Origin of the sequence: Aeropyrum camini SY1 = JCM 12091, from assembly GCF_000591035.1 — an archaeon.
In the GTDB taxonomy this organism is placed as follows: domain Archaea; phylum Thermoproteota; class Thermoprotei_A; order Sulfolobales; family Acidilobaceae; genus Aeropyrum; species Aeropyrum camini.
Window position 1 is genome coordinate 141875 of the sequence record NC_022521.1, and the last position, 22390, is coordinate 164264.

At 57.6% G+C, this 22390-nt stretch carries 22 protein-coding genes and 1 tRNA gene; 13 read left to right on the forward strand and 10 right to left on the reverse strand.

Annotation, left to right across the window (positions count from 1 at the left end; all coding sequences use genetic code 11):
* Window positions 1-27: 27 nt before the first annotated feature.
* Window positions 28-231: a 60S ribosomal protein L38 gene (locus ACAM_RS00695; RefSeq protein ID WP_232502298.1), complete on the forward strand. Its 204-nt coding sequence runs from the start codon at window positions 28-30 to the stop codon at window positions 229-231.
* 18 nt (window positions 232-249) lie between these two features.
* On the opposite strand, the gene ACAM_RS00700 is transcribed toward ACAM_RS00695, so the two are convergent.
* Window positions 250-1512 carry an MBL fold metallo-hydrolase gene (locus ACAM_RS00700; protein ID WP_022540890.1) on the reverse strand — a complete coding sequence of 421 codons (1263 nt, stop codon included), beginning with the start codon at window positions 1510-1512 and terminating at the stop codon, window positions 250-252.
* Window positions 1513-1696: 184 nt separating this feature from the next.
* Between ACAM_RS00700 and ACAM_RS00705 the strand changes: the two genes are divergently transcribed.
* Both ACAM_RS00705 and ACAM_RS00710 read left to right on the forward strand, forming a co-directional pair.
* Complete coding sequence (locus tag ACAM_RS00705; protein ID WP_022540891.1) at window positions 1697-2023, forward strand: DUF167 domain-containing protein; 327 nt, start codon at window positions 1697-1699, stop codon at window positions 2021-2023.
* A 40-nt stretch (window positions 2024-2063) separates the two neighbouring features.
* The gene (locus tag ACAM_RS00710) at window positions 2064-2873 is read left to right on the forward strand and encodes a sulfite exporter TauE/SafE family protein (RefSeq protein ID WP_022540892.1); all 810 of its coding nucleotides are present in this window, start codon (window positions 2064-2066) and stop codon (window positions 2871-2873) included.
* On the opposite strand, the gene ACAM_RS00715 is transcribed toward ACAM_RS00710, so the two are convergent.
* Window positions 2824-4077, reverse strand: coding sequence for an MFS transporter (locus ACAM_RS00715; protein WP_022540893.1), 1254 nt, complete (start codon window positions 4075-4077; stop codon window positions 2824-2826). The genes ACAM_RS00710 and ACAM_RS00715 overlap by 50 nt on opposite strands.
* A gap of 187 nt (window positions 4078-4264) precedes the next feature.
* Between ACAM_RS00715 and ACAM_RS00720 the strand changes: the two genes are divergently transcribed.
* From ACAM_RS00720 to ACAM_RS00730, 3 genes are read left to right on the forward strand one after another with little or no spacing between them, the layout of a single operon-like run.
* Window positions 4265-4831 carry a DNA replication complex GINS family protein gene (locus ACAM_RS00720; protein ID WP_022540894.1) on the forward strand — a complete coding sequence of 189 codons (567 nt, stop codon included), beginning with the start codon at window positions 4265-4267 and terminating at the stop codon, window positions 4829-4831.
* 19 nt (window positions 4832-4850) lie between these two features.
* Window positions 4851-6932 carry a minichromosome maintenance protein MCM gene (gene mcm, locus ACAM_RS00725; RefSeq protein WP_062662076.1) on the forward strand — a complete coding sequence of 694 codons (2082 nt, stop codon included), beginning with the start codon at window positions 4851-4853 and terminating at the stop codon, window positions 6930-6932.
* 43 nt (window positions 6933-6975) lie between these two features.
* Window positions 6976-9183, forward strand: coding sequence for a DEAD/DEAH box helicase (locus tag ACAM_RS00730; protein WP_022540896.1), 2208 nt, complete (start codon window positions 6976-6978; stop codon window positions 9181-9183).
* Here the strand turns inward: ACAM_RS00730 and ACAM_RS00735 are convergent.
* Window positions 9136-10239 carry a saccharopine dehydrogenase C-terminal domain-containing protein gene (locus ACAM_RS00735; protein ID WP_022540897.1) on the reverse strand — a complete coding sequence of 368 codons (1104 nt, stop codon included), beginning with the start codon at window positions 10237-10239 and terminating at the stop codon, window positions 9136-9138. The two genes, ACAM_RS00730 and ACAM_RS00735, sit on opposite strands and share 48 nt — an antisense overlap.
* 257 nt (window positions 10240-10496) lie before the next feature.
* Window positions 10497-10760, reverse strand: a complete 264-nt coding sequence (locus ACAM_RS00740; protein ID WP_022540898.1) for a hypothetical protein — start codon at window positions 10758-10760, stop codon at window positions 10497-10499.
* 363 nt (window positions 10761-11123) lie between these two features.
* Here ACAM_RS00740 and ACAM_RS00745 point away from each other — a divergent pair, with 363 nt between their 5' ends.
* Entirely contained in the window at window positions 11124-11870 is a 747-nt protein-coding gene (locus tag ACAM_RS00745) for a helix-turn-helix domain-containing protein (protein WP_232502299.1), read from the forward strand.
* Here ACAM_RS00745 and ACAM_RS00750 read toward each other — a convergent pair.
* The gene (locus tag ACAM_RS00750) at window positions 11854-12207 is read right to left on the reverse strand and encodes a nascent polypeptide-associated complex protein (RefSeq protein ID WP_022540900.1); all 354 of its coding nucleotides are present in this window, start codon (window positions 12205-12207) and stop codon (window positions 11854-11856) included. The two genes, ACAM_RS00745 and ACAM_RS00750, sit on opposite strands and share 17 nt — an antisense overlap.
* A gap of 114 nt (window positions 12208-12321) precedes the next feature.
* Here ACAM_RS00750 and ACAM_RS00755 point away from each other — a divergent pair, with 114 nt between their 5' ends.
* Window positions 12322-13554: a glycosyltransferase family 39 protein gene (locus tag ACAM_RS00755; protein WP_022540901.1), complete on the forward strand. Its 1233-nt coding sequence runs from the start codon at window positions 12322-12324 to the stop codon at window positions 13552-13554.
* 89 nt (window positions 13555-13643) lie between these two features.
* A complete protein-coding gene (locus ACAM_RS00760) occupies window positions 13644-14234 on the forward strand; it encodes a hypothetical protein (protein ID WP_022540902.1) in 591 nt (196 codons plus the stop codon).
* On the opposite strand, the gene ACAM_RS00765 is transcribed toward ACAM_RS00760, so the two are convergent.
* Window positions 14182-15273, reverse strand: a complete 1092-nt coding sequence (locus ACAM_RS00765) for a geranylgeranyl reductase family protein (RefSeq protein WP_022540903.1) — start codon at window positions 15271-15273, stop codon at window positions 14182-14184. The genes ACAM_RS00760 and ACAM_RS00765 overlap by 53 nt on opposite strands.
* A gap of 118 nt (window positions 15274-15391) precedes the next feature.
* Between ACAM_RS00765 and ACAM_RS00770 the strand changes: the two genes are divergently transcribed.
* Together ACAM_RS00770 and ACAM_RS00775 are read left to right on the forward strand one after the other, a co-directional pair.
* Window positions 15392-15799, forward strand: a complete 408-nt coding sequence (locus ACAM_RS00770) for a hypothetical protein (protein WP_022540904.1) — start codon at window positions 15392-15394, stop codon at window positions 15797-15799.
* Window positions 15768-18047: a DEAD/DEAH box helicase gene (locus ACAM_RS00775; RefSeq protein ID WP_082398246.1), complete on the forward strand. Its 2280-nt coding sequence runs from the start codon at window positions 15768-15770 to the stop codon at window positions 18045-18047. Before ACAM_RS00770 ends, ACAM_RS00775 begins: the two co-directional genes overlap by 32 nt.
* A gap of 37 nt (window positions 18048-18084) precedes the next feature.
* Here ACAM_RS00775 and ACAM_RS00780 read toward each other — a convergent pair.
* Both ACAM_RS00780 and ACAM_RS00785 read right to left on the reverse strand, forming a co-directional pair.
* Window positions 18085-18206 (reverse strand) — tRNA-Pro (locus ACAM_RS00780).
* 51 nt (window positions 18207-18257) lie between these two features.
* A complete protein-coding gene (locus ACAM_RS00785; RefSeq protein WP_022540906.1) occupies window positions 18258-18923 on the reverse strand; it encodes an RNA 2'-phosphotransferase in 666 nt (221 codons plus the stop codon).
* A gap of 56 nt (window positions 18924-18979) precedes the next feature.
* Between ACAM_RS00785 and ACAM_RS00790 the strand changes: the two genes are divergently transcribed.
* The gene (locus ACAM_RS00790) at window positions 18980-19369 is read left to right on the forward strand and encodes an Sjogren's syndrome/scleroderma autoantigen 1 family protein (RefSeq protein WP_022540907.1); all 390 of its coding nucleotides are present in this window, start codon (window positions 18980-18982) and stop codon (window positions 19367-19369) included.
* Between the two features lie 84 nt (window positions 19370-19453).
* On the forward strand, window positions 19454-20344 hold the full coding sequence (locus tag ACAM_RS00795; protein WP_022540908.1) for a hypothetical protein: 891 nt from the start codon (window positions 19454-19456) through the stop codon (window positions 20342-20344).
* Here the strand turns inward: ACAM_RS00795 and ACAM_RS00800 are convergent.
* A complete protein-coding gene (locus ACAM_RS00800) occupies window positions 20334-21476 on the reverse strand; it encodes a site-2 protease family protein (protein ID WP_022540909.1) in 1143 nt (380 codons plus the stop codon). The genes ACAM_RS00795 and ACAM_RS00800 overlap by 11 nt on opposite strands.
* A gap of 68 nt (window positions 21477-21544) precedes the next feature.
* Complete coding sequence (locus tag ACAM_RS00805; protein ID WP_022540910.1) at window positions 21545-22354, reverse strand: carbohydrate kinase family protein; 810 nt, start codon at window positions 22352-22354, stop codon at window positions 21545-21547.
* Window positions 22355-22390: the final 36 nt, after the last annotated feature.

The following is a 22390-nucleotide window of genomic DNA, read 5'->3' on the forward strand; positions in this document are numbered from 1 at the left end:
CCCAGCTAACCCGGGGGGTGTTTGGAAGTGCCCGTGGAGTTGAAGAGCATCGACGAGTTCATGAAAGTCGTGGAGAGAGCTGTTGAGTGTCGTGTGAAGAAGGGGAAGGATGCGGTGAAGTTTAAAGCAAGGACTAAGAGATACCTGTACACCCTGAAAGTTTCTCCGGAGAAGGAGAGCGAGGTTCTGGAACAGGTTAAGGCTAAATGCAGGAACCTCGTAGAACTCTAAGCCCCCCGAAGCCGTGTCCTAAACTTCTATCACATCCAGGTTGCCCGGGGTCTCAACCTCGCTAATACCCAGCTCCCCCTGGATCCTAGCCTTCAACGCCTCCTGAGCCTGGGGGTCTCCGTGGACCAGCACCACCTTCTCCACCCCCCTTATACCCTTTAGCAGCTGTATAATGCCGCTCTGGTCTATGTGGCTCGAGAAGTCGAACCACTCGACCCTAGCCAGCACGGGTATCCTCTCCTCCCCGAAAACGCCCTCCTCGAGTATCATCCTTCCCGGGGTGCCGGGCGCCTGGTAGCTCACCATAAATATTCCGTTTTTCCTGTTGGCAGCCATCTTCCTTGCATAGTACAAGCTTGGACCTCCTTTGAGCATTCCAGCACTAGCTATTATGACGCCGGGCTTCTTGAAAGCACGCCTCCTATCCTGCCATCCAGACACTATTCGAAACTCACTCATAACCTTCATTAGAAGCCCCGGGTTTAGTATGAACCTCGGGTTTGCAGCGTAGATCTCAGCCACCTGCCGTATCATGCCGTCCAGCCAGACTGGATATTCGAAATCCCTCTCAGCAAGAATCATAGCAATCTCCTGGCCCCTGGAGACGCTGAAAGCAGGTACTAGTACAGTGCCGCCCTGGGAGACAACCTCCAGAACAGCATTGTAGAACCTCTCCTCGGAGAGCTTCCTAGGCGGGTGATCACTGTCGCCATATGTCGACTCTACTATAACGACGTCGGCCTTCACCCCGTCGAGCCTAGCTGGCCCCACGAGCTTTGTCTCAACGACGTTGACGTCGCTTGTGTACAGTATCCTCCTGCCGTCAACCTCCACAACGACAGCAGCACTCCCCGGTATGTGGCCCGAGTAGAACGCCTTGAATGCGAACTGCCCAGCCTCGTACTCACCATCGTATTCGATGTATTCTGCAGTTCCCAGCATGTCCTCAACGCTCCTCTCATCGTAAGGAAGGTACGCCCCGTTGAGCTTTATCATATCATAAAGTAGAAGACGGGATACGTGGAGTGTCACCCTTGTACCGTAAACCCTGGGTCCCTGCGACACGTAGAGGTAGGGAGCCGCGCCTATATGGTCAAGATGGCTATGTGTCAACACGAGGCCATCCAGGTCCCTCGGCCTCACATCACCCGGGAACACCGGCCTGTCATTCTCGTCAAAGTTCACACCATAGTCGAGGAGAAGGCCTCTACCGCCGCTTTCAATCAGTATAGCCGCCCTGCCAACCTCCCTACCGCTACCTAAAACCCTGATCCTAACCATCTCGACATCTCCACCATCAACACATCGTCGACTCCACACTCCTCGGCACAGCACCGTGCCAGGCTGCATTCTAAACATTTTGTCTCGTAACGCTTAAATAGCGATTCCCCGCTGTTAGTGTGGTTTTTAAGGCCCTATTGATATAGGCTTGGATGCCGTATTAAAGGTTGTGTGGTGCCTTGGAATGCCTATTGACTTGGAAAAGCTTAGGGATGCTGTTGAAGTTGTAGGCGACAAGGTCAGGATCAAGGTCTACGTTAAACCGGAGAGTAGGGATAGAAAGCTGCGTCTAGAGGAGGGGGAGCTTGTGTTCTACACCGACGAGCCTCCTCTGGAAGGCAGGGCCAACGCAAGCCTGGTAAACTTCCTCGCCAGGGGTCTTAAAGTGAGTGTTAAGAACGTCGAGATAGTACACGGAACAAGGAGTAGGAGCAAGGTTGTTGAGATAAGAGATGTTGCAGACGCGGACTCGATCCTAGAGAGGCTCGCTGCAATAGTTGAGGAGGGCTAGATTAGCGGGTCCTGGACTTTAGTGGGGTGAAGCTAGTCCTTTGGCGCCCGCCGCTATAGACTTTTCCCTCGCCGAGCTTGCCACAGGCGTTTTAATGGGTGCAGCGGCCGCCGCCCTAGCCTCTTTGAGCGGTGTGGGCGGTGGAGTGTTCTTCGTCCCCATATTCCTATTTATCGTTGGCCTCCCCCCGAACGTGGCTGTGGGGAGTAGCAAGCTAGTAGTTGCCATAGTCTCTATTGTCAGCGGGCTGACATACCTCAAGCAGAGAACAACAAGGTTGTCGAGGGCTGCCCCGCTGATGCTGTCTATGATACCCGGAGCTGCTCTGGGTGCTTACCTCGTAGCATACATCAACCCTAGACTACTAGAAGTCGTGCTGGGTCTTTTCATAACGTACTATAGTCTAAGGCTTCTTGCGGCGACCGCCAGGAAGGCGTTGGCCAGGGGCGAACAGGATACTACGGGTGGGAGTGATGATGGTATGGAGGGTGCTAGGCCGGGTAGCAGGTATCTAATGCTGGCTACTGGCGTGGTAGCAGGGCTCTTCGCCGGCCTCACGGGAACGGGGGGCGGCGCAATCCTAGTTCCCATGCTAACCCTCCTAAGAATAGCCAGGCTTAAGGAGGCAGTAGCTATAAGCATGCTCAGCATAAGTCTAGGGGCCGTTGTCTCCGCAGCTATACACGTGTGGACCGGGGTTGTTGACTTCGGTGCAGCAGCACCATTCGCACTGGGAGCCCTAATCGGGAGTGTCTTAGGACCCATGATAGCCGGTAAGCTTAGCACAGACGCGCTGCGCCCTATTGTGGCACTCGTGCTTCTTCTAGTAGCTCTCCGGCTACTTTTCTAGCACCCCACATCCTCCCACCCTCAAGGAACCGCCTCCTCATGTAGAGTTGTGCGAGGGCTAGCGTATAGATGATGGCGGTGAGCCTCAGGGGGAGCTCCAGGTTCACGTCTAGAAGGGCGCCTCCTAACGCCCTACCCGCCGTCGCTGGAAGCGTGAAGCTCAGGCTGAGGATCGAGCTCGCCGAGCCCCTCCTCTCCCGCGGCACAACTCTCATAGTAAGCGCCTCTAGCAGCGGGTTGGCCGCATTCATAAGCACGGTCCTTACAATATACAATGCCGCCGCGACGGCGTAGCTGTCCACAAACGTCATAGACACGAGCAGCGGGACGCTGAGGCTCGTGAGGCCTATGTAGACTTTAAGCGTGCTCCCCAGCCTCTCAGCAAGCCTAGAAGCCCACACCGCCACGACAGCCATAGAAACCTGCTCGAGGGCGTTGACAATGCCTATCTCGGCGCTTGTAACGCCGTACTTTGCAGCGAAGTAGTAGGAGATGTTGTGTATAGACATGGATGCACCGAGCCCTATTATCATGTTGAAGATTATCAGAAGCCTGAACCTCCCATCAGAGAGGGCATCCTTGAACCCCTTCATGAGATCCCCGACGCCTACGCCAGCCCGGCCCCTGGACAAAGCCTCCCTAACTGCAAGCGCTATACCCGCCTGGAGCAGGCTCAGGGGTGCTACCAAGAGGATAGTGGCCCTGTACGCCTGGAGCAGTGTTAAGCCCGTGTTCGAGGCGAGGATGGGCGGGAGGACGCCCATCAGACTCCCTAGCGCTCCGCCCACCATGTTGCTCGCCATGAAGAATGTGAAGCTCCTATGGAGTAGCTCGTCCCTGCCCGAGCGTGCTACTAGGGCTGTGCTAGCGCTCCAGGATATTCCCATGGAAACCCCGCTGAGGGTGAAGCCCGCCGCCATAACCATCGTGTCGGGCACTGCTAGGAGCGTGAATGACGCTGCCTTAACCACGTATCCTGCTGCAACCACACGCCTAGCCCCCAGGAAATCGCTCAAAGGGCCGGATAGGAGTGTGAATACTATGCTCGTTATAGTGGCCAGGGAAGTTAGCAGCCCCCACTCGGTGCCGGAGAAGCCGGCGGAGTACATGTAGGGGGCTAGGACTGTGACTATGACCCCGAATGAGAGTCCGTTGAGCGCTGCTAGCAGTAGCAGAGGCGTCTGCACTCCCCCTATGCTCCTCAACCCCCCTAGCCACCTCTAGGGCTGCAATTCTTTGTTATTCTACACCAGAGGTATATATCGATATGCTATATAAGCGGGTTTATGGTGGGAGAAAGGGTTTAACTCTCGGTGCTATAGAGTGGTAGAGCGGGGATACCACTTTATCAGGTATAACCCTAATAGGGTGGTATATGGGGATTAGTGGGTTATGGCAAGGTATCTAGACCTCTCGCTCGACATTGTGAAAGACTATTACGAGGCCGCGCCTGTGAAAGTGGTCTTCATAAAAGACCACCCACGCCTCCCAACGCCGGGCGGTATTATAAACGCCAGGCGGGGAGACGAGGTTGAGCTGCCCCGGTGGCAGGCTAGGATGCTCAGGGAGAAGGGGTATGTCGAGTACAAGGAGAAGCTGGTGGATATAGACTATGTTAACCTGGTCCACTACCACGAGGTAAAGAAGAGCGCGGCCAACAGTCTCATGGGCGTCCCCAGCGACTTCTACTTTAGGGTGAAAGAGCTGGTCGAGGACCTAGACAGGAGGATAAGGGAGAACCCGGGCTACATGCTCTTCCAGGACAGGGAGAACGTGGAGAGGGCCGTCATGCAGATATCGGAGAGGAGGCTAGTGAAGATGATGAGGCTGGTCCTAAGCGGCGGCGGTGAGGAGGTCAGGGACAGGCTGACTATAGAGGAGAACCTCGTCTACAGCATGGCGGAGGAGGTTGTTGAGGGATGGAAGGAGTATGTTAAAAGCCTCGTAGGCAGGAGGTGAGGGTTGAGTGGCTGAGGAAATGTTAAGGGGGGAAGAGACGCTAGCCGTAGGGGAGAGATTCAAGACGTTCATTGAAAACTTTAGGACGGAGGAGGGTAAGCTCAAGTATGTGGAAGCCGTCAGGAGGATGATAAATTATGAGGAGACAAGCCTAGAGATAGAGTTCAAGGATCTCTACCGCTACGACCCCCTGCTCAGCGAAATCCTCCTAGAGAAGCCCAGCGAGTTCCTCAAGGAGGCGTCGGAGGCGCTTAAGGAGATTGTGGCGCAGGAGAGTCCCGAGTATGCACAGGGGAGGGTGTTCACCCCCCGGTTTACGGGGCTCTTCGACACGGTAAGGATTAGGGATGTGGGCAGTGATCACGTTGGCAAGCTCGTTCAGATCAACGGGATAGTGACCAGGATGCACCCCCGAGCCACCAGGATGATTAGAGCTAGATTCAGGCACGATAGATGTGGAGCCGAGTTCTGGTGGCCGCCTACGGAGGATGAGGTCCTGGGGGAGAGGGTTGAAAGGCCAAGCATATGCCCCGTCTGCGGTGAGGGCGGGGGTAAGTTCATCCTGGTTAGGGACAAGAGCCTATATATAGACTGGCAGAAGATCGTGGTTCAAGAGAGGCCGGAGGACGTGCCGGGCGGCCAGATTCCGAGGAGCCTGGAGGTCCATCTGAGCAGGGATCTGGTTGAGAGGGTTAGGCCGGGGGACAGGGTTAAGATAGTGGGTGTTGTGGGTCTCCAGTCGTTCTCGGCTTCAAGCACGCTCTACAGTCTCTACATGGAGGCGAACAGCATACTCCTCGAGGAGAAGATACTGGAGGAGGTGAGTATAACCCGTGAGGATGAGGAGAAGATACTGCAGCTAGCCCGAGACCCATGGATTAAGGAGAAGATAATAGCTAGCATAGCACCAACGATTTACGGCCACTGGGACCTGAAAGAGGCTATAGCACTACTCCTTTTCGGCGGTGTCCCCAAGCAGAGGCCCGACGGCACCAGGACGAGGGGCGACATACACGTGCTATTCGTGGGAGACCCTGGCGTGGCTAAGAGCCAGCTCCTGCAGAGCACGGCTCAGGTGGCGCCCCGCGTAGTCTATACGACAGGGAAGGGTAGCACGGCCGCCGGCCTGACCGCAGCAGTTCTCAGGGACCCCCGTACGGGCGAGTACTTCCTCGAGGCGGGCGCGCTGGTCCTGGCCGACGGGGGTATAGCTGTTATTGACGAGTTCGACAAGATGTCCAAGGAGGATAGGGGCGTCATACACGAGGCTATGGAGCAGCAGACGGTTAGCATAGCCAAGGCGGGGATTAAAGCGACGCTCAGCGCCAGGGCAAGCATACTTGCCGCTGGCAACCCGAAGTTCGGCTACTACGACCCGGCCCGAAGCTTCGTGGACAACGTGGACCTCCCAGCGCCGATAATCTCCAGGTTTGACCTGATATTCGTGGTTAGGGATGTGATAGAGAAGAGTAGGGACGAGATGCTGGCTAGCTATGTCCTGGAAACCCACACTAACGTTGAGCTTTTCAAGCCCGAGATCGACCCTGAGCTGCTTAGGAAATACATTGCCTACGCTCGGAAACACGTTAAACCCAGGCTAACGCCCCAGGCTAAGAAGCTGTTGAAAGACTTCTACGTTGAGATGAGGAGCAGCGCCCTCCACCACTCGAGCCAAGAGGGGGCAAAGCCCGTGCCGATAACCACAAGGCAGCTTGAGGCCCTGATAAGGCTCACTGAAGCCCACGCCAGAATGTCGCTCAAGCAGGAGGCCACAGAGGAGGATGCCATAGCAGCCATAAGGATAATGACCAGCGTCCTCCAGAGCATAGGCCTAGACCTTGAGACAGGGGAGATAGACATCGGTATAATAATGACGGGGGCTAGCTTCAGGTCGAGGAAGATTATGTCCGAGGTCCTCGACCTGATAAAGAGTGTAGTTGAGGAGGAGAAGGGAGGTCAGGGCTGTGTCAGGGCGTCGGAGATTGTGAAGAGGCTGGGGGAGAAGAATATCCCTGAGGAGAAGGTGAGAGACGCGATTGACAAGCTCTACAGGCAAGGCCTCATAATAGAGATTAGGACCGAGTGCTACAAGGCCGTCTAGAGGGCTCCAATAGGGATTTACAATTCCACGTGGGGTTGAGGCTTTGCCCACAGGCCTCTACGACATACCATCCTGGGCCACCAACGAGACCCGGAGCCTCGCAAAGCTCTCCGGAGTTGAGAAGCTCTTCGAGCCACAGTACATGGCCCTGGAGACTGGGGTTGAGAGGGGTGAGAACCTAGTAGTAGCTGCCCCGACAGGCTCGGGAAAGACGTTTATAGCGCTGGTAGCCATAGTAAATGGTCTAGCCCGCAGGGGGGGAAGGGCTTTCTACCTGGTGCCGCTGAAGAGCGTCGCGTACGAGAAGTACAGCTCCTTCTCCATCCTTGCCCGTATGGGCTTTAGGGTTAAGATCAGTGTAGGTGACTTCAGGGAGGGACCCCCAGAGGCCCCTGTTACCATAGCTACCTACGAAAAGTTCGACAGCCTCCTCAGAGTCTCCCCCAGTCTTGCTCGCGATGCCTCGGTTGTCGTCGTTGACGAGATCCACAACGTCTCGGACCCGAAGAGGGGGCCGATACTGGAGAGCATCGTATCCAGGATTCTCGCCAACACTGGGGAGACGCAGATCCTGGGTCTAAGCGCTACGGTGCCTAACGCGGGGGAGATCGCCGAGTGGATCGGGGGGAGGAGCGTCGAGTCGAGCTGGAGGCCCGTCCCCCTGAGGGAATACGTGTTCAAAGAATACAGACTATATTCCCCTGGGGGCAGCTGGAGGGAGGTGCCCAGAGTCTACGGCCTCTACGACCTGGATCTTGCGGTCGAGACTGTGGAGGAGGGTGGGCAGGCCCTGGTTTTCACCTATTCCAGGCGAAGGGCAGTCACGCTGGCCAAGAGGGCCGCTAGGAAGCTCGGGAGGAGGCTGTCCAGCAGGGAGGCCAGGGAGTATGGTGCTGAGGCTTCTAGAGCCGAGGGTGCGCCCCGCTCGGTAGCCGATGAGCTTGCGTCCCTGATAGCTGCGGGCGTAGCCTACCACCACGCTGGCCTACCTCCGAGTCTCAGGAGGGCTGTGGAGGATGCCTTTAGAGCTGGGGCTGTGAGGGTGGTGTATAGCACGCCAACCCTTGCTGCCGGGGTTAACATGCCCGCGAGGCGCGTGATAATCGACAGCTACTACAGGTATGAGGCCGGGTTTAGAGAGCCCATTAGGGTGGCCGAGTATAAGCAGATGGCCGGGAGGGCCGGGAGGCCGGGTCTCGACGATTATGGTGAGGCCGTTATAGTTGCGGAGAGGATGGACAGGCCCGAGGACCTCATCGCTGGCTATATACAAGCTCCCCCAGAGAGGGTGGAGAGCAGGCTGGCGGGGCTGAGGGGTCTCAGACACTTCATACTCGGCATTATCGCCCCCGAGGGAGAGGTGGGGATCGAGAGTATAGAGAGAGTGGCGGGCCTGACCCTCTACAGCCGCCAGAGGGGGCTCCCCAGAGAGATTATAGCGAGGGCTATAGAGGATCTCTCCATCTGGGGTCTCGCTGAGGTGGAGGGGGACAGGGTTGCCGCTACTGGCCTTGGAAGGGAGGTGGCCGCAGTCTACCTCGACCCCGAGAGCGTTCCCATCTTCAAGCATGAGGCCAGGTACTTGAGCTTCGACAACGAGTTCGATATACTCTACCTCATATCAACCATGCCGGACATGGTTAAGCTGGCCGCTACGAGGAGAGAGGAGGAAAAGCTTCTGGAGGCCATACTCGACGCATCGCCCAGAATGCTCTCATCCGTGGACTGGCTGGGGCCCGAGGAGATGGCCGCCGTGAAGACGGCCGTCGTTCTCAAGCTCTGGATAGAGGAGGCTTCAGAGGATAGGATATACAGCGAGTGGGGGGTGCACACGGGAGACCTCCTAAACGTGGTGAGCACGGCTGAGTGGATAGCGGCGGGCCTCTCCAGAATAGCGCCCTATCTAGGCTTCAGCACCGAGGTTTCGCAAAACCTCTCAATAACCTCCCGGAGGATTAAGCACGGGGTGAAGCCGGAGCTACTCCCCCTAGTAAGCATCCCGGGCGTGGGTAGGGTTAGGGCTAGGATACTATTCAACGCAGGATACAAGAGCATACACGACCTGGCCACGGCTAGGGCCGAGGACCTCATGCGCCTACCACTGATAGGCCCCTCCACGGCTAGGCAGATACTAGAGTTCCTCGGCAGGGTTGATGAGGCCAGGTTGGCGGAGGCCCGGGAGACGCTGGCGAGGAAAGGGCTCCTAACCTACCTCGAGGGAGATGCCGTGGCTGGGGAGGAGGGAGAGTAGCCTATCCACTAGGCCTAGCTCGTACAGGTCCTCTGGGTATATAATCCCCGGCTCTTCCTCCCATAGTCCCTCCGCCGCGAAAACCTCGGTAAACGCTGAGGCCGCCCCGCCCACCATCTTGGAGGACGCGCTCCAGCCTCCCCCATGCGTAAGTGAAGCCCTCGCCAGGGTTCTCCACACCCCACCCCTCAAAGCCTCCACAGTGAAGACCGCCGTGTCACCAGCATCGGGAGGATACCTCAGCTCCACCAGTTTTACCGCCATGTCGAAAGGCCTCACTATACAGCCCGAGACTTTTAGGGGCGTGCTATCAAGCAGCCCTAAACCCCTCATGGTCAGCACGACCCTCAGGTGCCCCCTCCTCCTCAGGCTGCACTCCATAAGATCCCTGAAGAGGCTTCCCCTCCTCTGGATGAAGCCAGCCAGGCCCTGGCTAGGGAAACATTCGAGCGGGCCGTGCTCCGGATCGCGGTACTCCATCCAGTAGCTGGGGTCGAGCGGGTCGGCCTCCTTCTCCAGCCCATCCTGTATTAGCTTTGCTGGCGTCACATACTGCTCCAGCATCTCCTCAACCCTCCAGGTCGATGCATGGCTGAGGAGCTCGTCCTCCCTAGCGCCAAAACTGCCCACGTAGACCCGAGCATAAGCCCCCCCTCCAGACCCAGCAGCCTCGCGGTAGAGGATCACGTTGGAGAGGCCAGGCGAGACTCCGACCTCGGTGAGCACGGGCGCCCTCACAAGCCCAGTCTCAAGGGAAAGGGGCTTTATAGAGGCGGCCACCACAGGTATGCCAGCTGATGACAGATGGGCCACGGTTCTCGAGGCTACCGAGTATGGTAGTGTTACAAGGGCCGCAACAACACGCTCACCACGCAGGTATTCACCAGCCTTCCTGCCCTCAACGTCGTAGAGCCGGGCATCTAGACCTAGGGACCTTGCCTTGGAAACCGCGTCGTTGCTAGCGTCGAGACCGAGTACATCGAAACCCCGGGACGCCAGGTTATAGGCAGCCCGTAAACCAACTCTACCCAAGCCTAGAACAGCTATCCTAACCAACTCCTGGAGCAACCCCCGGTGCAGCGGGGGGTGGAGGAGGGATATAGTGTTCCGGCTCTCCCCATCTTACAGTGTCGGGAGACTCTCTTCCTCTACACACCCCTCCTCCAAGCCCCATAGAACATACTAATATGCTAAGCAAGAGCCTTAAACAACAGCTAGGGGAAGAGGAGGTCCTCAGGCCTGGCCACTGTCTTCACAGATCTGCAAGGCTAGAACTCATCATCGGGCGCGTTGAGCCCCCTGAGGGCGGCAGGCTACTTCTCCACGGCCATCTCCTCTCTAACACCCTTCATCCTCGACATTGTCTTCCACTGGCTTGGCTCTATGCTGAGTATCCACGCCGGGATATTCTTGACGAACTCGTAAGCCTCCTCCCACGACTCAAGGCTCAGAGCGGCGGCCAGCTGGTCTAGCGACATCTCCGTAGTCCTGTACCTCCTCAGGATCTCCAGTATCTTCTCGTCAATAACTATCTCCTTATCCCCGACGCTAACCTTGAAAACCCCTTCCTCAGACACTTTACACCTACACCCATGGAAACCAGAGGAGACGGTAGAGGCTATTAAACGTCTAGCACCCTGCAAGGCTCGGTTTAAACACGGCCGGCCATGAGGCTTCCCCTAAGCCCCTCACGGCCGTCTCCTCACGGCCAAGCCGCAGGGGGCTCGCACCCGCTGAAAGCTCCTCACCCCGGGGGAGTCTGACGCCCCCGGTTGGGCCACTGGCGGTTCGTTCATCTGCCCCCAACCAGTATGAAGTATTACCTATCCAGTTCTCTTCAGCCTTACCCGGTGTATGCTGCACTAGTCTCACAGGTTATATCCTCTGGCTTAGACGATTGTATGAAGGGGGTTATACTATTGTCATATGGGCGTGGAAATTTGAAGGATAGCCCTGTCGACAGCGATTATGCATCGCGGCTTGTCGCCATAAGGATTGCCGGTGATATCATTTATAGTAGGGATTTCGGCGATGCCTTAAGGAAGTGGAGGGAGTATTTTGAGGTCAGCCAGAGCGAGATAGCGAGGGAGATGGGGGTCACGGCTAGCGTCATAAGCGATTATGAGAAGAGCCGGAGAACGCCTGGGGCGGCCTTCATTAAGAGGTTCGTGGACGCCTTGATATCGATCGATGCGAGGAGGGGATGGAAGAAGACTAAGGACCTGGCTATGCTTGCGGGCACCGTGCCAGGCGCCATAATTGACATGAGAGAGTTCGAGAAGCCCCTCACAGTCGGGCAGCTCAGCAGCGTCGTCGAGGGTGTTATACTCGGTTTTAAGGATACCTCGAGAAACGTCTACGGCTACACACTGGTAGACAGTGTGAAGGCTATACTGAGCCTCTCCGGCCTCCAGTTCACCGTTCTATTCGGTCTGAACCCACAGAGGGCTATAGTATTCACTAAGTCGACAACAGGTAGAAGCCCGATGGTGGCTGTTAGAACCAGCCCCCTCAAGCCCGCCGTGGTCATAGTACACGGGCCGGGGCGGAACGTTGACCGGCTCGCTGTCGAGATTGCGAAGGCGGATAGGGTACCACTAGTTGTATCCCAGCTCGAGAGTGAGGAGGAGCTAGCCTCCAGGCTTAGAAGCCTAACGCTCCACGGTATGTTCACTCCTCACCCTTAAGCCTCAGTATAGCCTCGGCTATGTCGCCGCCAGCCTCCTCTAACGCCTTCCTAGCCTCCTCCATGCTGACGCCAGCCTGCTCCGCTACGAGGGCCACATCCTCCTCCGTAATCTCCGGACCAGCCTCCTGGGTAGGCTTCTCGACAGCGTATTCGCCCACCAGGTAGACCATCGGGGGCTGGCCCTTAGCCCTCATAACTATGACTGTCGGAGAATGAAACACCATAACCTCGCCGCTCCCCAAGACTATTCTAGCCTCCTCTGCCGCCAGCTGCTCAACCTTTATCCCAAGCCTCCGCATCATCTTCTCCAGATCCCGAGGGTTCACCGGCAGCACCGGACTCCACACCAGCCTATAGCCTTGGGGACAGGAGGGTTTAAACGCCGCCTCTGGCCGCGAAGCTTCTTAAGCTGTAGGTATTAGGATTGTGGGTTGGGGATGAAGAGTTCTTTGACCGACGCTGGTGGAATGGGGAGGCTGAGCTACGCTGACCCCCGCCTTGCCGTATGGCTAGCCACGCTTCTAGTCGCCATGGCAGCCGGCCTACACGTGGCCCTCTCAGCCTATGACACCGCTAGCTTCTTCGACAGCGTGGAGCCTAGGTATGTGAGCGACGAGATCTACTACGTAGACACCGCCCGGAGGCTTCTGCAGAACGTATTCCACGCCAACATTGATTACTACAGCTACAGCGGGAAAACCAGCGACAACTACTACAACGCCGAACACCCGCCCCTTGGCAAGTACATAATAGCCTTGTCCATGCTGCTATGCGGCGACCGCCCCCTATGCTGGAGGCTTCCCTCCGTGGTGGAGGCGGGGCTAATACCCGTCATACTCTGGGCTGGCCTCGCACTAGCCTACAGAGGCCTGCTAGGCCCGATCGCGGGGGCGGCCGCCGCCCTCGCTGCGGCCTCAGACCCCGTGCTCAGGGTTATGGGGTCGGTGGCTATGCTCGACATACACCAAGCCTTCTTCACAGCCCTGGCGATAGCCCTGGTGGCGAATAGGAGGCTTATCCCTGCATTCACAGCCTCCGGACTAGCAGCCTCGGTTAAGATGAGTGGCGGCGCAGTGGTTATTGCAACAGCAACCATCGCAGCCTCCCAAACAGGGGGTGGCGTGGGGCGCAGGCTGGCCGTCTTCGCCGCTGGCCTTCTAATCGGGGCCTCCGTCTACCTCGCCCTATATGCGCCTCTAGTGCTCTACTTCGGCCCCCTCTGGGTTGTCGAGGAGACTATAAACGCGTTGAAGTGGCACACCACAAGCCGCCCGCCAGGACCTCCCGCTAGCACGGTGATAGGGTGGATAGTCAACAGCAACCCATTCTACCTCAGCCTGGAGGGCAGGATAATGGCCGCCACTACGAACACCATAGTACACGCCACAGCACTGGGGTTCGCCGCCATAGCCATACTTGTTGAGTTGCTGGAGAAGGGGGGAAGGCCTAGATGGCCGGGCGTCGCCCACGTCTATATGTTCTTCATACTCCTCCTATACACTGGAGTATACCTCGCGGGTAACAGGACGCTCTACAGCTTCTACAGTGTCCAGCTGACTCCAATAGCAGCGGCCGTCATAGGAGAAGCTACCGCTGCTATGGCAGCTTGGAGATGCGGATGGTCTGGGTCGCGGACGGAAGGCTCCAAGCCTCAAGCCGATATACCCGAGGCTACTGCTTGAACGGGGTTAGTCGCAGGGGCCTCCGTCCGGCGGGCTCGGCCCCTGTTTAAGTGGGTTGGGCGTTCCTGACTAGTTTCTGGTGGGTTTGTATGAGTGGTGAGAACGGGAAGGGCTGCAGGCCTTCGCGGGACTTCCTTAGGTATATAGCGAACAGGGTTATAGCCCGTTACGCTGCGAAGCTGCCGTCGGGAGTTATAGAGGATATTAGGGATATGCTCGGCAGGGGCGAGGACAAGTACAGGTTCTCAATCTACGGTGGAGACCCGAGGAACCTTGTCAAGTATTTCGAGAGCGAGGAGTGGCGTGACCTGGTTGAGTACGCCGTTAACACGGGGGCTTTGGGAATGCTGGTTGACATTCTCTCAGCCCTGTCAAGGGAGTATAGGAGTGAATGCACCGAGGTGGCAGAGGCTGCGGAAAGGGAGATGGAGAGGCTTAAGGCGGGGGAGGAGAAGCTTGGTAGGAGGGAGGAGCTGAGCTTGGAGAAGATCTACCGTATGCTCAGCCTTGCCGGCTATAGGGTTGAGGCTAAGGACGGCTCGCTTGAGGTTGATGAGGGGCTTATCAAGCTCGTTATAAGGATTGAAGGGCAGACTCTGGAGTACACTGTATGCAAGAGCGGCAGGTCTAAAACCCTCGAGGGGGTGCTCTCGAAGCTGAGTAAGATAAGAGAGCTCTAACTAGCCCTACCGCCACCGCAGGCATAGGGATTAGCCTAGCCAGGTAGGGGGATGTCACCTGGGCCCTCACAAACCTCTCCCAGAAGGTCCGTGGAAGGCTTCTGAGCAGGCGTGAAGCAGCGTCTACACTACTCCCCCTCACTATCGATAGTAGAACCCTGGACACCCTCACCTCATCCGCTAAACCAGCGCTGTATAGTCTATAGTAGGCAAGAATCCTAGATTCATCGTCGAGGCCTGCCGATAGTATGGCCCGGGCTAGGTGGAAGGCCGATAACATGCCCGGCCTGTTCCCCTCGCCCCCCGTCCTCAGGAGGAAGCCAGCGGCCTCGCCAACCTTGAACGACCCCTCACTGTAGAGTCTGAGGGGGGTGAACAGCTGCATAGGCGCCCCCCTCCGGTCAACAGGGCTGAGGCCAGAGCCTAGGAGCCTCTTGTGGAGAGCGGCCAGCCTTCTCTCAACCTCGGCGCCACTCCATAAGCCCTCGAAGCCGGCTCCTATGTTAACCAGCCTTCCGTCACCGTCAGCCGGGAACACCCAGTACACTCCCCTCTCCCTGACGTTGAAGTCGAGATACACAGTCTCGGGATCCCATCTAGCCCTCGAATATACCCTGTAGAGGAAGACGGCGTTGCCAACGCTGGCCGCCAGAGGCCCCCTAGCGTCTATAGCCAGGAGACCGCGGGAGGGGCCAGGCCAGGGGGCGAGCTTGAGCACCGCACCCTCCGCCTCGGCCATCTCCCTCAGCCTAGAGACTAGGAGGGCCTTGTCAACTATCGCCCAGGGGGGAGGCTTGAGAGTTAGATCATGGACAACTTCCCCGTCGACGGCTATCATGTAGCGTTTTACAAGAGTCTCCACAGAGCCCGTGGCACGGGCTATCTCCTCCGTAAAAGGCCTCAGCGTTAGAGCGTCGCCGCAGGCTTTCCTATATCCTCTGGCGACATCGAAAGCCTCAACCCTAAACCCTTCCCTGGCGAGTAGGTAGGCTAGGGTGGCCCCAGACACCCCCAGGCCGCCTATAGAGATCTCGGCCAATACCAGTGTACCCAGGAGGGTTAAAGAGGCCTAGCCGGGGGATATATCCAGTGTATGCCGAGTCTAAGGCGGACACCCATGCGTCCGCCCCCAAACCGGTTTAAATGGTGACGCCGCCGTGGTCAGGGTTACCTTAGAGAGGTCTGTGAGCAGGAGTGGAGGCCATCAGGAACTCAAGATAGCCTATATTGTATCGCCCTCTGGGGTGAGGCCCCTCAAGATCGGGCCAGGAGCCAAGCCCGCAGCTAAGACCTACGCCAGGGGGGCGGCATATGACGTTGACGCGAGTCTCTCGCAGGGCGAGTACCTTGTTCACATAAGGATAAACAGGAACCACATGGGGAGGATCCGGGGGGAGATAAGAGTTCTCGACCACCTGGGCCGCGAGGTCCTAAGGCTGGTGCTAAGAAGGAGGAAGCTAAGGCTGTCCGGCGGCGACCCTTCTCTCGCATGGATAGCCTGGGCTGCCTTAAAGGAAGCGGGTCTCGAGAAGATTGTCAGGAGGTCACAGGTCAGTGTCGAGTAGAGGCTGGGAGGACCTCAAGAAGGAGCTGGAGACTGCCGCCAACCGCCTTCTGGACGGTAGCATCATCTATACACATCTGGAGGTCTCGAAGGATCCCGAGCCGGGGCCCCCACCTGAGGACTCAGGCCTCCCCAGACCCCTCGTTGAGGCGCTTAGAGCTGAGGGTATAGAAAGGCTCTACAGGTTCCAGTGGGAGGCTATTAAGAAGTGGAGGTCGGGTTATAACCTGGTTATAGCCTCTGGCACAGGCACTGGTAAGACTGAGGCCTTCCTCCTACCCCTGCTAGAGGAGGTTTATAAAACGGGTTCTAGGGCCCTGCTGTTCTACCCGACCAAAAGCCTGGCGAGAGACCAGCTACCACGGATAACCAGGTACGCCTCGAGCCTCGGCCTTAGAGCCGAGGTTTTAGACGGTGATACAAGCTCTAGTCAAAGGGGGGCTATTTACAGCGAGCCGCCTGACATAACCATAACCAACCCGGACTTTGTGCACTATGCCCTCGCCTTCTCCGGGAGGGCTAGGAGACTTCTAGCCACAACATCCGCCGTGGTTTTGGACGAAGCCCACGTCTACTCGGGCGTGTTCGGCAGCCACATGAGGTGGATCATATACAGGCTAGAGAGGATAGCGGGGAGGAGGATTAAAACCGCACTAGCCGGGGCGACTGTGGGAGACCCCTTGAGGCTAGCCAGAAGCCTAACCAGCAGAGAAGCAGCCCTCATAAGCGGGCCAGCCAGAAGGAGGGGGTGGGCCCTCCACGCATTCCTATCCACAGGCAGAATGAGCAGGTGGAGGGCTGCTGCAGCCCTACTGAGCTGGCTGGCTGGAAGAGGCTTCAAGGTATTGGGGTTCGCTGAGAGCCATCAAATGGTGGAGCTCATCGCAAGGATTGCTAGGAGGAGCTTCGGCCGCGAGATCCTAGTACACAGAGCAGGCCTCCGGGCCGAGGAGAGGAGGAGGGTTGAGGATGCTCTTAAGAGCGGCGAGGCACCAGTGGTCGCCACGCCCACTCTGGAGCTAGGGGTAGACATAGGATTTCTCGACGCTATAGTTATGGCACATATTCCGAGAAGCTACACGAGCTATATCCAGAGGGCCGGCAGGGTGGGGAGGAGAGGATCGGGAGGCCTGGTTGCAACATTATTGGGGGACGACGCAATCGAGGCATACTACTGTAGAAGGCCTTCCGAGTATTTCAGCCAGCAGCCCCCGCCCAGCTATGTGGAGCCTGGCAATAGGGAGGTAGCCCGGGTTCATGCTGCTGCAATAGCCCTAACCGAGGGCTTAGTTGAAGTCACCGGTCTTGAAGAGCCTCTAAGGAGGGCGGTCGAGGACCTCGCGAGCGAGGGTAAGCTTATCTCAGCTGGCACCGGGGTTTACAAGCCTCTCAGGAGCAGGCTCGCCAGGATCCTGGAGGCTTCCAGCCTCAGGGGCACCGGCCCCCGTGTTAGGATTGTGGATGAGCATGGCAGGGTCTTGGGGTATAGGGAGCTCCCTCAAGCCCTGTACGATCTACACCCGGGGGCTGTATACTACCATGGCGGGAGAACGCTCCTGTCCCTCGCGCTAAACCTGGACTCGATGGTTGCGCTAGCTAGGGGGGTATCCGGGGTCTCGTACTATACAAAGCCCCTCTACACAGTGGATCTCAGGGACGTTGTTCCGCTCGACGAGAGGACCTCGGAAGCCAGCGGGGTTAAACTACTCTACGCAGACCTAAGACTCTCGATAGGTGTTACAGGGTATGTAGCCAGGGACGAGTACACCGGTAGAAGGCTCTCCGAGTACTACTTTAAGTCTCCTCTAACCTGGAGCTTCTGGACTAAGGGAGTATTGACGAGATACCCAAACCCCGGTTTAGGCGAGGGTGAAGAGAGTCTAAGCGCCTTCCATGCTCTAGAGCACGCGCTGATACACGCCTCCAGGCCTGTGGCTGGGGCGTCAGACGCTGACTTGGGAGGAATAAGCTACCCCTCCGGCCATATCGTGGTCTACGATTCAACCCCCAGCGGCCATGGCGCCTCTCGGCTAGTTTTCGAGAGGTTCGAGAGGGTTGAAGATATTGCTGAGAACACCCTAGTCTCCTGCTCCTGTAGAGACGGCTGCCCCCGATGCATATACTCGCCCTACTGCGGAGTAAACAACAGATTCCTCTCCAGAAGGAGAGCGGCAGCCGTACTCCACCACGCATTCAGGGTTGGAAAGGGAGTGAAGCTGGGGAAGCCCCTGGGCAGCCCCCTCGCGTAGGACACTCACCAAGCGTAGTTAGCCGTCTCTGATCTAATGGTGGGCCCGCGGGGATTTGAACCCCGGACCACGGGGTCCCGAGTCGGGCGGAGCCTCCCGCCCCCCAGCGGGACCTTCTGCTCCGTACCCCGCATCCTAGCCAGGCTAGACGACGGGCCCCCTACATGCCGTGGCCCTGCAGTCCATTAAGATGGTAGAGCGGTTGAGGGCTTAAAGGCTTCTCCCCCGCCCCGGCCTGCGGACCTCTACTATACACTCTGGAGGAACCCAGTCTACAGTATACACCGTCCTAGACATCTTCTCGACTCGGAGCCCCCTCTTCTTTAGGCACTCGACGTCCACCACGAGAACAGCCACGGATGAGCCGTGCCTTAGACCGGTGTCGATCGCATCCTCCAGCGAGCTTGTCAGGTGGACTTTAAGCCTCCTGCCCCTCACTATACCCTTCTCCATTATCAACTCCACTCTCTCCTCTGTAGTGCCGTGGTAGAGTGTGGGTGGCGGCTCGCCCGGTAGAGGCTCCACCTTCACCGGGATGGAGTGCCCGTAGCGCGCCCTTATCAAGCCCTCCTTCAGCTCATACCTCCCCTTTGGATCGTGTAGGGCCACACCCACCACGTGCCACTCCTCAACCCAACCCCACCCAGCCCTCCTCAAGCCCTCGACAACATCCCTAACCCTGGCCCAACCATCCCGGGACAGCCTCACACCGTATCTCCCGGGGTGATGGCGCAGTATACCTGCTAGAGTCTTACTCAGCCTAACCCGCATCCCTCCCGGCAGCACGGCTTTAGCCCTGCAGGCACAGCCGCTTCTACCCTCAACTATGCTATCGTCACAGCACAGGGCAAGCTCCGGCAGCTCCTCTACAGACACACCCACCCCCAGTATTTCTAGGCTCAACCGGGAGAATAGGGTTGTGGGGGTTGGATGTGGGGGAGAAGAGGCCTAGTAGCGACGATGTAGTGAGGAGGATGGCCCAGCTGATGATGCAGGGTGCTGTTATGCTCGACAAGTCTTGTCCAGCCGATGGGCTTCCACTATTCAAGCTCAAGACGGGAGATGTAGTCTGCCCTGTCCATGGGAAGGTAGTGATTGTTGCCAGCGACGCCGAGGCCAGGGATGTTGAGGTTGAGGAGATAATTAGGGAGGTTAGGTACAGGGCAGCTAAGAACGTGATGAAGGGTCTGGAGGAGGATAACGTGGACACGGTGTCTAAGTGGCTCGGCGTGTTGGAGATGGCTGAGAGAATCCTAGCCATTAGAAGGGGCGGCCTGCAGGGTGAGAGGGAGGAGCGGGGTGAGGCTGGGGGGCAGAGGTAGGGTGGCCTCGGTTTTAACCCCGAGGCAATAGAGTATAATCTCTGGGCGCCGCGGAGAAACGCAGCATCTGGTGTGGGTGTTTATATGCATGGGTTAACAGGCTGTATTGACGCCCGGAGAGTCGCCAGGTCGATAGGGATAGAGGGTGTCTACGCTGGTTTGGCGAGCGACGTGACCACAGGGGTAGCAGGCGGGGGGGAGAGCCCGAGGATCGAGGTCCTCGTGAAAGATCCCTCCTCGCCGAGTATCGACGAGATGCCTCTTCTCTCGGCTCTGAGAGTTGCTTTCGCTAAGTCAGGGCGGCTTCTTGTTCTTAGGCCGTATGAGGCTGAGGCCGCTTCAAGGGAGGATGTTCTGGCAGCTATGTTGAAGAGCCTTGTAGAGGAGGGCAGGCCCTTCGTTGCCATGGTACCTAGCCTTCTAGCCGTGGGCCTAGCCTCCAGGCTTCCACCGAGGATCATAGACTCTCTAGAGAGTCGTAGTGTTGTCGTGGAAGCTAAGGTCACCGTGAAAAACCTCCTGTACCTCCCCGTACCAGAGGTCAACGACGTGATAGAGATAGTGGGGAAGAAGAACAGTGCTGCAAGCTATGAGAGGATCAGGAGGCTGGAGGAGGCTGCTGGGAAGCAAGGTATAAAGGTCAGGGGTCACGTTCTCCTCGGCAGCAACGTGGAGATACTGGAGTACCTTGTCAGCGGGGGGGTCGAGAGCCTCTACACGAGAATACCCGTCACTAAACTCGCATTATACATCCTCGCCGTGTCACAATGCCTTGATATCCCCATAACGCCTGTTGAACTTGAGGAGACCTCGCTGCACACCATCTACTTCTACGGTCTCGAAATCTTCGATGCCAAGTCTTTCATAGAAGCTTTGAGAAGCCCCCTCACTAGGCCCAGCGAGGAGGAGGTTGCAAGACTTATAGAGGGGGGCGCGAGGAGGATAGTCGACCTGCTAGCCAGGCCTAGGGCGTGAGGTCTATAGGCTCGATGGTTATCAGCCCCAGCACCATTATTAGTGTTGCAACCCCTAGCCCGGCTCCCAGGAGCCTACCAACTGGGCCGAAAAGCCTCTCGCCAACATGGAGTGCTACATGACCCCCATCACTCATTATAGCCGCGCCGGGTAGGGGTAGGAGGAGTGGAGCAGCGTTCACTAGGGCCACTCCAAGGTTTAGCAGGAAGAGGGCGTTCATGAGTGTCGCCAGCGGCGAGTCGTAAAACTCAGCAACCCTGACGCCTATAGTACTCCTGCCAGCCTCCTTCACAACCTCTACCTCAGCTATCTCACCCTTCTCGCTCTTAACCTTCACAGTAAAATGCACACTCTTCGACTCGTCTGTGACCCCTAGGACATCTAGAGCCCTTCTAAGATCGTCAAGGCTTTTGACGGGTATGCCTCCAACCTCGACTATAACCATGCCGGGCTCCAGGCCGGCGAGGTCGGCCGGGCTCCCTTCCTCAACCCCCAGGATCTTAACGCCCGAGGGCTCCGCGACTGGTATGGTTGCCGCGATTAGCATGGTTAAGAGTGCTATAATCACGTTGGCGGCGACGCCGGCTGAGAACACTTTAAGCCTCGACAACAGCCTGGATTTCGCAAGCTGCTCCTCGTCGAGCTCAACAAAAGCTGCTGGAATGAAGAGGAGCACTGCAAGCCCCGCGTTCTTAACCCTTATGCCCTCCGCCACAGCCACAACAGCATGACCCAGCTCGTGTGCCACAACACCTATACCCAGGGCTACCGCAACATAGACCAGGTCCTCCCAGGGTATAGTGACACCCGGTATGAGAGGGATGAACCCCCCCGCAGCCTCTCCACCTCTCCCCGGGGGTGAGAAGAACTTGGCCTTGGCGGCCTGAAACGCCAGATAGTAGAAGAGGAGTAGGGACACTGCCATCACGGCGATGGCGAGATGGCCATAGACCCCAAGTACCCTCCTCAGCTTACCCCCCTTCAGAGGCTCTTTAGCAACCCCCATCCTTACTATTACGCCAAAGGGGAGTATGGAGACCCTCCCCCCCTCCCTGCCTCTACCATAGACTAGGTATAAGACTGCCCACGCTATTGCTAGGGCCACGGCAACAGCTAATTCAACGCCCGCCAAGACCTACACTCCTATAATCCTGAAACAGGGTAGACTCCGTGGCTATATCCAAAGCGCCCTCAGGGCTGTTAGAACAGGGCTGGCAGCCCCGCTATCTCCTGCATTATCGACTCCAGTATCTCGGGTGTCGTGTTCGCAGCTTGCTCGGCTGCAGAGCTCGGTGTTTCTCCCCTGGCAATCATGATCGAGTAGACCATGGTAAAGACGTCTCCAGCCCCGGTAGGATCTTCGACGAGCCTTGGGGGAGGAGGTATAGGAGACACTCCCTGTGGCCCGAGGACCTCGCCCCCCTTGTCGCCCCTAGTATAGATTATAAGCCCCGCCAAGGGCTTGTAGGGAGGCTGGCTGGCATCGTCGCTGGAGAGGTGGGCCAGAGAAGCTATCCTAGCAGTAGGGGGAGACCAGGATTGCGCATACGCCCTGTAGTAGCCCTGGAGGTCAACAGCTGTTATGGAGCCGGTGTTGCTGTAGATATAGGATGCGAGGCATCCTGAATCCTCGCCGTGGAGTGGTGACAGAAGCACTACAGTATAGACCCCCCTCCCTAGGGCTTCCAGAACCCTGACAGGGTCAAGGGGCTCCGGCCTGCCCAGGATCCGCGATACCCTTTTACCCCTCACCCCGTACTTGTGGTGGTATACGTAGCCCTGGCTGGCGGTAAGGTATCCTAGACGCGTGACGCCGAGGCGGCTCTCTACAGCCGCTGTCCAGAGCGTGTCGTAGCCCACAGGGCCTATGGCGTACACCCGGCAGCCTAGAGTTCTAGCGGCGTACCCGGCGTACAGTGCAGGGCCTCCAGGCTTTTTCACGGCGCCACCCCTCACCTCAACTATATCCACCGTTGGAGGCGACACTATGAGCACTCTACACTCCGTCAAACCCAACCGCCAAAATAAATGTTTTAGCCGGGGAGC